The organism is Bacillus sp. ISL-75 (assembly GCF_018613095.1).
The window spans coordinates 14,177-27,017 of sequence record NZ_JAGGQX010000009.1 but is presented as its reverse complement, the minus strand read 5'-3'; the positions used below and the strand labels follow the sequence as shown (position 1 = coordinate 27,017).

The window sequence follows — 12,841 nt, the reverse complement described above, 5'->3', positions numbered from 1 at the left end:
TGCAAAGCAATGGCCCTCCTAGATTTATTCCAAGGATACAGAAAAGCATAGGGGGATAGACTGATGGAAGGTTTTATGCGGGGATTTTATAGTATCTCGGAGTGGATTATGAAGTTTGCTTATGTGAATATTCTTTGGATTGCATTTACCTTGCTTGGTTTTGTTGTTATTGGTTTTTTTCCGGCCACACTGGCTATGTTCACAGTGGTACGTAAGTGGGTATTGAAGCAGACTGATATTCCAGTATTTAAAACGTTTTGGTTCACCTATAAAAAAGAATTTGTTAATGGGAACCTATTAGGACTCATAATCGGCCTATCTTGTTTTTTCATGTACTCAAACATAAGAATAGTCGAGGCAACTACGGTACCGACATTTAAATTACTTTATGTCCCCAATGTTATATTCATAATCTTATTTATATTTACTCTATTATATATTTTCCCGGTGTTGGTTCATTTTGATGTTCGTTTGAAAGAGGGGATTAAAAATTCATTTATTTTAATGACCATAAATCCAATCCCAACATTTTGTATGGCTACTTTGACTGGGTTTCTATGTTTCATCTTTTTTAAAATACCCGGAGTCATTCCGTTTTTTAGCGGTAGTCCTATAGCTTTTTTACTTCTGTGGATAAGTAACAATGTTTTTGTAAAAATGAATAAAACTGCCGATTTTACGGTGGAAAGGACCAGAACAGAAGCGCATTAATTCAGTACTTCCTGGTAAACAATATATGGCTGTCAGGATGACTAAAATATAAAGTAAATAGATTTAACAAAAGGAGAGGTAAAAATGAATCGTTCCTACATGACTGTGACAGAGGTTACTGACTATGGCCCTTACATAACAAAAATCATTCTTCCGCTTTCCCAATCAATTAAATCAGAGGCACTATCGGAAGATACATTCAACGTTTATGTCGAGAGACGAAGCAAAAAAACGGGCGAAGTGCTAAAACTCAGAAAAGATTGGAATTCGGTAGAGCTATATCCGTCAAAAGGCTATTGTCGTGTTACAAACGCGTATACATCAGACAGTGAAGGGAACAAAATAGAAATAGGCAGCCACGCCACGCTGGAACTTGAATGTGAGGCGATCTACCGTTTGAACTCGGAAAATGCGTTTGAGCAGGAACATAATGTTTATGTTTTCTGCGATTTTCGCATAACGCAGGTGAAAGAAATACAAACCAATAATAATTCCATTTCAGGACTTGTCTATGATCATTTTGGTGGCGGTATGATGGAGCAGGTCAAAGGCTGGGCAAACAGCGAGTCATCATATGCTGAGATGCCCCTCCGTTTCGGCTATTTTTCACCAAATATGAGCAGAGAAAAACTTCCCTTGATCATCTGGCTGCATGGTGCAGGCGAAGGCGGATATGACACGACGGTCGCTTATACCGGAAATAATGTTGTAAACCTGTCAAGTGAAAAAGTACAGAGTATATTCGGGGGCGCTTATGTCCTTGTTCCACAAGTACCCACTATGTGGATGGACGATGGCCACGGATTGTATACTGAGAGTGGCCAATCTAAGTACGTGACGGCATTGAAAGCGCTCATTGATGAGTTTGTCAAAAATCATTCGAATATAGATACAAATCGATTCTACATCGGTGGCTGTTCCAATGGCGGCTTCATGACGATGCGCATGATTATCGATTACCCCGGTTTCTTCGCAGCAGCATATCCTGTATGTGAAGCCCTTTATAACAAGGTGATTACGGATCAAAATATTCAAGATATCAAGAATACTCCTATCTGGTTCACGCATGCAAAAAATGATGAAATCGTAAAACCTGAGATTACAGTGATTCCAACATATGAGCGTCTACTCAAAGCCGGTGCTCCTAATGTTCATTTTTCATATTTTGATAAGGTCGTAGATACCTCAGGCATTTTTAAGGATAATAAAGGCAATCCCTTTGAATTTTTCGGCCATGGTACCTGGATCTACATGCTCAAAGACGAATGCGTACTGGACTACGATGGTTCTCCGGTAATAGTGAACGGAAAAGATGTAACTCTACTCCAATGGTTGGCGTTGCAGTCAAACCAAATTACAGTCCAGACACATAGTTCCAATATGTAAAATGCGGCTATAATACAAATTTCTGCTAGATTTATGAAAAAATCGCTTATTGTAGATTGATAGAGCTGTAAATGAAGGTTTAAATTTCTATTTTTCTCTGGAGGGGTAAGATGATAATTAGTAGTTTAAAAACAAACCATGTGGTAAATCCGCTGGGATTTGAATTTGATCGATTAAGTCTTTCATGGGTGACCGAATCAGAAGATAGTTCATCCATTTTTCAGTCAGCTGCCAAAGTAGAAATTGCAGTAGATCCTAGCTTTGAAACGATTCTTTTTGATAGTGGGAAAAGTCAGGAGATTGATAGTTTAGCCTATCACCCTGACATTAAACTTAAGCCTCGAACTCGTTATTATTGGCGGGTTACTGTCTGGGGCGATGCTGGGGATGAGGTTACCAGTGAATCAGCCTGGTTTGAAACCGCGAAAATGGATGAACCTTGGGAAGGTAAGTGGATTAGCCCTGAATTGGATAAGGAAATCCATCCGTTAATTCGAAAAACCTTCTCTGTGCCATCTGACATTGAATCAGCAAGGGCTTACATCTGTGGAGTAGGTTTGTATGATGTAGAAATCAATGGGATAAGGGTTAGCAATGAATATTTTGCTCCAGGCTATAATGCTTATGATTTCTGGCTTCAGTACCAAACCTATGATGTGACGGACTTATTAAAGAGCGGAGAAAACGCGATTGGTTTTATGCTTGGAAATGGTTGGTATAAAGGCCGATTTGGGTTTGAAGGCGGTTATCATGAATTATATGGAAGTGAATTTGCTTGTATTGGTGAAATCGTTGTAACACTCAAGGATGGGTCTACGACCGTAATTGCTACGGATGAAGACTGGAAGTGTGCACCGGCACCGATCACATTTAGCGGTATTTATGATGGCGAGATTTACGATGCAAATCTAGAAAGTAAAAACTGGACACTGCCTGAATTTGATGACAGCACATGGACTGGCGTTAGGAAGACGGAAATAAAAACAGAAAAGTGTACTGCCAGGCGAAATTTACCTGTCAAAATCATGGAAGAAAGAAAACCAATTGAGATCCTGCATACACCGGCCGGAGAGGTAGTTCTTGATTTTGGTCAAGTAATGACTGGCTGGGTCCGATTTAAAACCAAGGCATCAAAAGGAACAACATTGCAGCTTCAATACGGGGAAATCCTTCAAAATGGGAACTTCTATCGCGAAAATTTGCGAGAGGCAAAAGCTGAATATATTTATATTGCTGACGAAAGTGTAAGAGAAGTACAGCCTCACTTCACCTTCTATGGCTTTCGGTATGTAAAGCTTACTGGTTTTGAAGGAGACATAAACCTGGATGACTTTACTGGCTGTGTTATTTACAGTGAAATTGAACAAACGGGAACAATTGAAACTTCAAATCCATTGGTGAATCAATTATTCCTAAATACTGTTTGGGGGCAAAAAGGGAATTTCCTCGATGTACCCACAGACTGCCCGCAGCGTGATGAACGAATGGGATGGACTGGAGATGCACAAGTATTTGCACCTACTGCTTGTTTCAATATGTATTCACCGGCATTTTACCAAAAATATATGTTTGATTTACATGAAGAACAGAAAAGGTTAAGTGGTTCCGTACCTTTCACAGTACCTGTTGTAAAACCAAAAGATGGAAACGGTTTTATTTCAGGGAGTGGGTCAGCTGCATGGGGTGACGCTGCCACCGTTATTCCGTGGACATTATATACGTACTATGGAGATAAAGAGCTTCTTCGTCAGCAGTTCGATACCATGAAGGACTGGGTCGATTATATCAAAAAAGTGGATGATGAATCTGGCGCCAAGAGGCTGTGGCAGGTTGGCTTCCATTTTGGCGATTGGCTTGCTTTAGATGGAAAAGATCCGCAAAGTCCTATGGGTGGAACAGATTCTTATTATATTGCTTCCGCTTATTACTGTTATTCGGCACAGCTAGTAGCGAAAGCAGCCAAGGTCATAGGAATCAATGAAATGGCTGAACAATATGGCGAACTGGCGAATGAAATTAAAGAAGCGATCAGGAAAGAGTATTTTACGCCAAATGGCAGAAGTGCATTAAATACCCAAACTGCGATGATTGTTGCCCTATATATGGACCTGATCCCGGAAAGTTTCCGGCCAAGATTAATAGACGATTTAAAGGCGAAGCTTCGTGAAGATAAAATGCATCTAAATACGGGCTTTGTCGGTACACCTTATTTCTGTAATGTTCTATCTGAGTATGGAGCCAATGACTTTGCGTATACATTATTGTTAAATGATGATTTTCCAAGCTGGCTATATGCGGTTAAACTTGGCGCAACAACTATTTGGGAGCGCTGGAATTCAGTACTTCCAGACGGAAGCATTAGTGGAACCGGAATGAACTCATTAAATCACTACGCTTATGGCTCGATTGCTGAATGGATGTATCGTTATATGTGCGGCATCAATCCGGTGGAAGAGGCGCCTGGATTTAGAAAGTTTAAGCTTTGTCCAAAACCATATGGAAAAGTAACTTATGCAAAGGCAAAATTTTCTTCACCTTCCGGAGATATTGAAAGCGGCTGGGAATTAAAAGAGGATGGGCGGTTAACTTTTACCTTTACAGTTCCTTTCAATACCAATGCTGAAGTAGTGCTGCCCGATGCTTCTTTAGAAACGATCAAGGTAAATGGTGAATTACTAGTGAATAGGAGTTTAAAAGCTAAGCAGGAAAATCAGGATATTCAATGTGAACTTTCTGCAGGCACATACGTGTTTGATTATCTACCGACAATATCTTATATCTTAACCTATAGCACAAACAGTAGTTTAAAAGAGCTTCTAAACAATGAAGAAACAAAAGAAATTGTTAAAAAGGATTTTCCAGAAATCGTAAATAACCCGATTGTAAAAAATGATCAATTTGTTGAAAACTCATTGCAAGAATTAATTAATTTCCCTTTATTCACTTCGTTGGCTTCTTCAGAAAAATTAGATGAGTTAAATAAAAAACTAGTTCTTGTTCGACAATAGACTGTAGATAAAACAAGCCAAACGCATTCAAGAGTTTGGCTTGTTTTATAGTATTGTTGAATTCAGTTTGGAAGTTGGAACCAACAATACACAAGTTTGGAAAGATATAGTTCTGAACAAATACGATATCTTTAATGAAACTCTTTAAAAAAATACTACTTTTCCGTAAAAAATACCATAAATATTTTTAAAATCGATATAAACTGACAAGTATTAAACCGTTTACATAATTGAAACTAGCAATGGAAAGGAATGGAACTTATGACTGAAAAAACTGTTTTATGGATGGAATCCACACGAGATAATTATTGGCAAACGAAGAAACCAGTTGAAACTGCTGATACACAACGTAATTTAATCATTACAGACAATAAAGGCCGTGTTGTTGAAGGATTTGGCAGCTGTTTTAATGAACTGGGTATGTATGCGCTTAATAATTTATCTGAAGAGGACCGTCAAAGAGTCCTGGATTCTTTATTTGCAACGGATGGAGACTGCCAGTTTACGCTTTGCCGCCTGCCAATCGGTGCAAGTGATTATGCCCTCGAATGGTATAGTCATAATGAAACCGATGACGACTATGAGATGGAGCATTTCTCGATTGAAAGGGATCAAAAATATCTCATCCCCTACATTCGTGAGGCACAAAAAAGAAACCCGGATATGAAATTCTTCGCTTCACCTTGGAGCCCTCCTACTTGGCTGAAATTTCCGAAGGCTTATAATTATGGGACACTGCGCTGGGAGAAAAAAGTCCTTGAGGCGTACGCGCTTTATTTCGTTAAATTTGTCCAAGCGTATGAAAAAGAAGGAATAAAAATCAACCAAATCCATGTGCAAAATGAAGTAATGGCTGACCAAAAGTTCCCTTCTTGTAAGTGGACCGGTGAACAATTGCAGGAATTTATCCGTGACCATCTTGGCCCAGCTTTTGAACAGCACAATCTAGCTACTGAAATCTGGCTCGGGACCATCAATGCACCAGAACCATGGCAAGAGTTAATGACGGATACGACATCTGATTTTGATGTGTATGCAGGTCTTGTTCTCAGTGATCCTGAAGCATATAAATATATCACTGGTGTTGGCTATCAATGGGCTGGAAAACATGCGATCCAGCGAACAACCGAGAGTTACCCTGAGCTGCGTTATTTGCAAACGGAAAATGAATGTGGAAACGGCAAAAACACTTGGGAATATGCTCAGTATGTCAGCAACCTATACCGCCATTATTTTGTCAATGGGGCTAATGGATATGTTTACTGGAATGCCGTTCTAGAACCTAATGGCCGCAGCACTTGGGGCTGGGAACAAAATTCGATGATTACCGTCGATCCAGAAACGAAAAACTTCACCTTCAACCCTGAATTTTATGTGGTTAAACACCATTCTCATTTTGTGAAAAATGGAGCTGTAAGATTAGAAACAAAAGGCCATCTAACGGCACATGCGCTTGCTTTTCAAAATCCTGATGATTCGATTGTATTAATCGTGAATAATCCACTAAAAAAACAACGGGAGTTAGTATTTGAATATCAAGGCAAATCCTATCAATTTGATTTAAAACCTGAATCCTTTAACACGATTGTTTTAAAGTAAAACCAATGACTCCGGTAAGAATGCCGGAGTCACCTTTTTCTAATAACAATAATAGTTATTATCTAAAAAAAATCATGAAGAAATTCTTCAGTTGGAGGGAACTTGTTGAATAAGTCAGCAAAAGTAATCATTGCTACTAAAACCAAAAAATTTCCTGTAAGTCCTTCATTGTATGGTCTTTTTTTTGAGGAGATCAACCATGTGCCAAAGTTACAACTGATTCTATTTATTGTTATCTTGATGGTCAGCTGGTGCATGAGTATAAAATAGCAACCATACCCTATCTCACTTCTGTAACCACCCTTGATGAAAAGAATAATGAGGTAATCATCAAATTGGTTAATGCCTCTGAGTTTAATCTCCGAACATTGATTGATATTGAGGGGAAAGAGAAACTAGAGGGAAAGCAGATCATTTTAACCTCTGACGATCCAAACAATATAAATACAATGGAAGACCCTAACAAGGTAATTCCTATTGAAACTGTATTGCAGTTGGATAGTAATATGTATGAAATCCCTGCTTATAGTGTAGTCATTTTAAGAATTGAGCTATAATAATTTCTTCTATGGTCCAGGTGCTATCCTGGACCGTTTTTATGTAATTTCACTATTCTTAAAGAGTAATCTCAGAATTTTTATTTATTTTTGATAAAAGTTAAAAAATACTATTTATCCTAAAATAATACCATAAACTGGCTCACTCTCAATTTATACTATAAATAAATAAAGCGCTTTACTAAACCAAATAAATTTATTTATTATTTTATCTCATGTTGGAAAGAGAGAATGACTAATTAAAAATTAACAAAAATGAAAACGTTTTAACTATCTAGGGAGGGAAAATCATGGCATTAAGAGAACAAGATTTACTAAAAGTGAACCAAACTTCAAGTACAAATCAAAAGCTGTCCTTATTAGAAAAAGTTAGTTACGGTTTGGGAGATACGGGTTCAAACTTAATTTATACGGTCATAACCACTTATTTAACGTTTTACTTTACGGATGTTTTTGGAATTGGGGCCGCTGCAGTTGGTACCTTAATGTTAGTTGCAAGATTTGTAGATATGATTGATAGTCCAATTTTTGGGGTCTTGATCGATAGGACAAATACTAAATGGGGAAAATCAAGACCTTGGATATTATGGTCCAGTATTCCATTTACGATTGTTTCCATCCTACTCTTTATGGGACCGGAATTAAGCGCTTCCGGTAAATTGGCCTACGCTTACATATTTTATATTACAGCCAATGTCTTATATGCAGCCGTTAATAACCCATTAACAACAATGCTTCCAAGTATGTCAAGCGATGTTCAGGAAAGAACCGTTGCCAATGTGTTCCGTATGTTAGGCGGACAAGTGGGCGGATTAATTGTTAACTTATCTTTATTACCACTCGTTGCTTATTTTGGTGCTGGCAATCAGCAAAAAGGTTTCTTCTATGCGATGACACTATTCTCTGTTATTGGTTTAATCTTGTTCTTTGTTACCTTCCTTAACACAAGAGAACGTGTTCAAAATATCTCTGGTAACGAAGCTATTCCTGTAAAAGAAAGTCTAAAAGCAATTAAAGGCAATCGCCCATGGATGGCTGTTTCCTTATTAGGAATCGTCTTCTTCATGTTGTATATCATGAAATTGTCTGCAGGTATATATTACATGACTTATAACATCGGTAAACCTGAAATCATTTCTACGGTCAACACCCTTGCAATGTTTTCACTTGTTGGTATTTTGGCAGTACCTTTCTTAACAAAGAAATTTAGTAAAGTACTATTAATTAATACAGGTATTGTTATTAATATCATTGGGCAAATAATCATCTTTATGGGTGGAGATAATGTATCGATTATTATTGCTGGAACGATTATAGGATCCATCGGTATGGGATTGCCAGCAGGGTTACTGTTTACCTTAATGGCAGATACTGTTGACTATGGTGAGTGGAAATCAGGAATCCGTGCCCAGGGGATCCTTGTATCAGCTGCAGGAATAGGAATTAAATTAGGCTCTGGACTGGGTGGTGCGATTCCTGCTTGGTTACTGGCTGCCGGTGGTTACGTTGCTAATCAACAGCAAACAGGGACTACTCTGCAAATGATTTCTCTTAGCTACCTTTGGCTGCCAATTATTTTTAGCGTTGTTTCCATCCTTATTATGGCTTTTGTCTATAAATGGGAAAAGCCGCATCATGAAATTATTGCTGAATTAGAAGCCAGAAGAGCCAAACGTTAATGAACAGATAGCTGATTACTAAATTCATTTATAATTTTTGAAGAGACCGTGGCAGACATACCCGGTCTCTTTAATTTACAGGATTATCTTTAAAATGCTTGGGGGTAACTCCTGTAAATTTCTTAAACACTTTTATAAAATAACTTTGATCCGTAAAGTTTAATAGAGTACAAATTTTGGATAGAGAATAGGAAGTTAATGTTAATAAATTTTTTGCTTCATCTATTTTCACTTTTTGAATATATTCGCTCAAAGAAACTCCTGTTTCTTTTTTAAAAAGCGAGGATAAATAATTTGGAGTCAATTGTACCAGCTCTGATAATTGAGACAATGTAATGTTTTCATATACATGGTTAAAAATAAAATTCTGACAGAGTGAGATAGGTTTAGAATACTGTTCAATTTGGCTGGTGTGAACTCTTTCAGCAAAGTCACCAAATGCTTTTTCCATTAATTTCTTTACCTCATGAATATCCTGTAATTCTTCGAGTCTTTGAATATATAAATCACTTAAGGAATAGGCGATTTCTGGATATAAACCGCCTTCCATTGCAGCTCTAGTGGCTAAGGTAATGCCTGAAATGGTTAAATTCTTTTCACTTCTTAATTGGCTATTCTTTGATAGGACTCCATATTCAAATTCCTCATTAGCGATGTTCAAATAGTTTAACAGTTCCTCTTTTTTTCCTTTTGTTATTGCTCCAAAAAGTTTCTTTTCAATTAAATAATCATGATGGAATTTAGTATTTTGACGTCTTAAAGATATTTCCAAATCGGGACTTTCAGTAAGAACCTCCTGATCCTTCATTATTTGATTTTGTTTGATAACATATTCTGTATCAAGTAATTGATGATAGATCATATAGTGGACAAGGATACCGGCACGGATCAAGTCATGAAGCTTCATAACTGGAAGTGATTGATAGTAAAGAATAATGAATTCTTGATCGATAAAAAATCCAAGGTCATGATTCATCCTTCTTATCATGTCTTCAGAGTAATTAGTAAAAACGGATGGACCTCCAATAATACTCCCTTGGAATGTATCTCCACCCTGTAAATTAACAATCAAGTAATTTTCAAGTAATTTAGTCGATTTGATTATCGGGTATTCTGATGAATCATCGTTCCTCATTAGCTGTCTTAAATAGTCTAATTTTGCAAGGTATAGTGGGTTTTGTCTGTAACCTGATGATGATTCAAAAAGTAATTCACCTTTTGAATCAAATAGGTAAAAAGGAATTTTCAAAGTCTCATTCATATGCCTGCAAATATACTCTAAGTGGTCTCTATTAAGATATGGCATGCTTAGTTAGTTCCCCTTTTAAAGTAAACGAATTCAATATTATTTAATTTAGTTAATAAGATAATACTATTTTTCGATAAATATTACCATAACTAACAGCGAGAAATTAATACAATATAAAAATAGAAAGCGTTTTCTATTAACTTGTACTAGGAGGTTCACAATGCGAGATATCAAACAATTAATTACACAAATGACATTAGAAGAAAAAGCGAGCCTATGCTCTGGATTAGATTTCTGGCATTTAAAAGGGATTGAACGTCTAGGGATTCCATCTCTTATGGTGACAGATGGGCCGCATGGTCTTCGCAAGCAGGCACAGGGTGCAGACCACTTAGGGATTTATAACAGTGTCCCGTCCACTTGTTTTCCGTCAGCTGCCGGAATGGCCAGCTCTTGGAATCGCGAACTCATTGAAAAAGTAGGAATAGCTCTAGGAGAAGAATGCCAGGCAGAGGATGTAGCAGTGTTGCTTGGACCTGGAGTGAATATTAAGCGTTCTCCGCTTTGTGGAAGAAACTTTGAGTATTTCTCTGAAGATCCTTATTTAGCATCAGAAATGGCGGCCAACCATGTTAAAGGTGTTCAAAGCCAGGGAGTCGGAACATCTTTGAAACATTTTGCAGCTAATAACCAGGAGCACCGCAGGATGTCAACGGATGCTGTTGTTGATGAAAGAACATTGCGCGAAATTTATTTGGCCAGCTTTGAAGGCGTGGTCAAACAGTCCCAGCCATGGACAGTTATGTGCTCCTACAACAAAGTAAACGGTGAATACGCCTCTGAAAATGAATATTTGTTAAATGAGATTCTGAAAGATGAATGGGGCTTTGAAGGCTTTGTCGTTTCCGATTGGGGTGCGGTGAATGAACGTGCAGAAGGATTAGCAGCCGGATTGGAACTTGAAATGCCATCTAGTAATGGCATCGGTGACCAAAAGATTGTCGACGCTGTGAAGAGCGGTAAACTGTCTGAAGAAAAACTCAATAAAGCAGTAGAACGATTATTGCGGATTATTTTTATGGCCGTTGATCATAAAAAAGAAAATGCTGTCTATGACAAAGATGCCCATCACCAGCTTGCCAGAGAAATGGCAAGGGAAAGCATGGTGTTATTAAAAAATGAAGAAGCTATTCTTCCTCTGAAAAAAGAAGGAACCATTGCCGTTATTGGAGAATTTGCTAAAAAGCCAAGATATCAAGGCGGGGGAAGTTCTCATGTAAAACCGACAAAGCTTGAAAACATTGTGGAAGAAATCGAAAAAACTGCTGGTAAGCACACGAATGTGTTATATGCTCAAGGATACAGTCTCGACTCTGACGAAATTGACGGAACGCTTATTGCAGAAGCAAAAGAAGTGGCGGCTCAAGCTGATTCGGTTATCCTTTTTGCCGGGCTTCCTGACCGTTATGAATCGGAAGGCTATGACCGAGAACATTTGCGCATGCCGGAAAACCACCGTCTATTAGTCGAATCTGTAGCGGAAGTGAACCGCAATATCATTGTCGTGTTAAGCAACGGCTCACCGATTGAAATGCCATGGATTGGAAATGTAAGGGGTATACTTGAAGCCTATTTAGGTGGACAAGCACTTGGAGGTGCCATCGCAGATTTATTATTTGGCGATGCAAATCCGAGCGGAAAATTGGCAGAATCGTTCCCTAAACAATTAAGCGATAACCCTTCTTTCCTGAACTTCCCTGGAGAAGGCGACAAAGTGGAATACAATGAAGGTATTTTTGTCGGTTATCGTTACTATGATACGAAAAAAGTTGAACCGCTATTCCCGTTCGGATTTGGATTAAGCTACACCACTTTTGAATATAGCAATCTTTCAATCAGTCAAAAAGAAATTCAAGATACCGAAACGGTAACAGTCAGTGTAACCGTTAAAAATACAGGTGATCGAGCTGGAAAACAGATTGTTCAGCTTTACGTAAAAGATGTAAAAAGCAATGTCAACAGACCTGAAAAGGAGCTTAAAGGCTTCGAAAAAGTGGACTTGCAGCCAGGTGAGGAAAAAACGGTTACGTTCTTATTGAATAAGCGGGCATTTGCTTACTATAATGTGGAAATGAAAGACTGGCATGTGGAAACAGGAGAGTTTGAAATTTTAGTAGGAGAATCGTCGCAAAAGATTGTTCTTAAAGATAGCATCGTTGTTCAATCAACAGTTTCCATTAGAAAGCAGGTTCATCGCAATACCTTAATTGGTGATTTGCTGGCAGATCCAATTTTACTACCGTTAGCGACGGAATTATTAAATAAACACAATCCATTCCCGGATTTAGGAGCAAATGAAGGGGATGCTGCCGAAATGATGGAAGCCATGATGAAATATATGCCGCTCCGTGCATTAGTGAACTTCAGCATGGGTGCGTTTACCGAAGAAATGTTAACAAATCTGATGGACGAATTAAATCGATTCTCGGGTAGTAATGAAACTAATCTTGTTAAGAAATAAGTAGATTACACCTATTTTGCCCCCTTCTCACAGAGTAGGGGGGCAAATAAATAAGAAATATTTTAGTTCAAATTGCTCTATATTTAAATTTCTATAAGGAAAAGGAATCATTATAAAAACTAAAATTTGTT

9 protein-coding genes are annotated in these 12,841 nt (G+C 38.0%); 8 read left to right on the top strand and 1 reads right to left on the bottom strand.

The window, feature by feature from the left end; all coding sequences use genetic code 11:
* Positions 1 to 63: 63 nt before the first annotated feature.
* From J7E63_RS02545 to J7E63_RS02515, 7 genes are all read left to right on the top strand, one after another.
* On the top strand, positions 64 to 711 hold the full coding sequence (locus J7E63_RS02545; RefSeq protein ID WP_215010155.1) for a YesL family protein: 648 nt from the start codon (positions 64 to 66) through the stop codon (positions 709 to 711).
* Positions 712 to 795: 84 nt separating this feature from the next.
* Positions 796 to 2,097, top strand: coding sequence for a prolyl oligopeptidase family serine peptidase (locus J7E63_RS02540; RefSeq protein ID WP_215010154.1), 1,302 nt, complete (start codon positions 796 to 798; stop codon positions 2,095 to 2,097).
* A 110-nt stretch (positions 2,098 to 2,207) separates the two neighbouring features.
* Entirely contained in the window at positions 2,208 to 5,105 is a 2,898-nt protein-coding gene (locus J7E63_RS02535; RefSeq protein ID WP_215010153.1) for an alpha-L-rhamnosidase, read from the top strand.
* Positions 5,106 to 5,366: 261 nt separating this feature from the next.
* A complete protein-coding gene (locus J7E63_RS02530; RefSeq protein WP_215010152.1) occupies positions 5,367 to 6,704 on the top strand; it encodes a glycoside hydrolase family 30 protein in 1,338 nt (445 codons plus the stop codon).
* Between the two features lie 105 nt (positions 6,705 to 6,809).
* Positions 6,810 to 6,974, top strand: coding sequence for a hypothetical protein (locus J7E63_RS02525; protein WP_215010151.1), 165 nt, complete (start codon positions 6,810 to 6,812; stop codon positions 6,972 to 6,974).
* Positions 6,956 to 7,261: an alpha-L-arabinofuranosidase C-terminal domain-containing protein gene (locus tag J7E63_RS29465; protein WP_215010150.1), complete on the top strand. Its 306-nt coding sequence runs from the start codon at positions 6,956 to 6,958 to the stop codon at positions 7,259 to 7,261. The genes J7E63_RS02525 and J7E63_RS29465 overlap by 19 nt, the downstream gene beginning before the upstream one ends.
* 290 nt (positions 7,262 to 7,551) lie before the next feature.
* Positions 7,552 to 8,940 (top strand): glycoside-pentoside-hexuronide (GPH):cation symporter, encoded by a 1,389-nt coding sequence (locus J7E63_RS02515; RefSeq protein WP_215010149.1) that lies wholly within the window; start codon positions 7,552 to 7,554, stop codon positions 8,938 to 8,940.
* Positions 8,941 to 9,010: 70 nt separating this feature from the next.
* On the opposite strand, the gene J7E63_RS02510 is transcribed toward J7E63_RS02515, so the two are convergent.
* On the bottom strand, positions 9,011 to 10,246 hold the full coding sequence (locus tag J7E63_RS02510; RefSeq protein ID WP_215010148.1) for a helix-turn-helix domain-containing protein: 1,236 nt from the start codon (positions 10,244 to 10,246) through the stop codon (positions 9,011 to 9,013).
* Between the two features lie 163 nt (positions 10,247 to 10,409).
* On the opposite strand from J7E63_RS02510, the gene J7E63_RS02505 reads away from it, so the two are divergent.
* Positions 10,410 to 12,710, top strand: a complete 2,301-nt coding sequence (locus tag J7E63_RS02505; RefSeq protein ID WP_215010147.1) for a glycoside hydrolase family 3 C-terminal domain-containing protein — start codon at positions 10,410 to 10,412, stop codon at positions 12,708 to 12,710.
* The last annotated feature ends 131 nt before the right edge of the window (positions 12,711 to 12,841 follow it).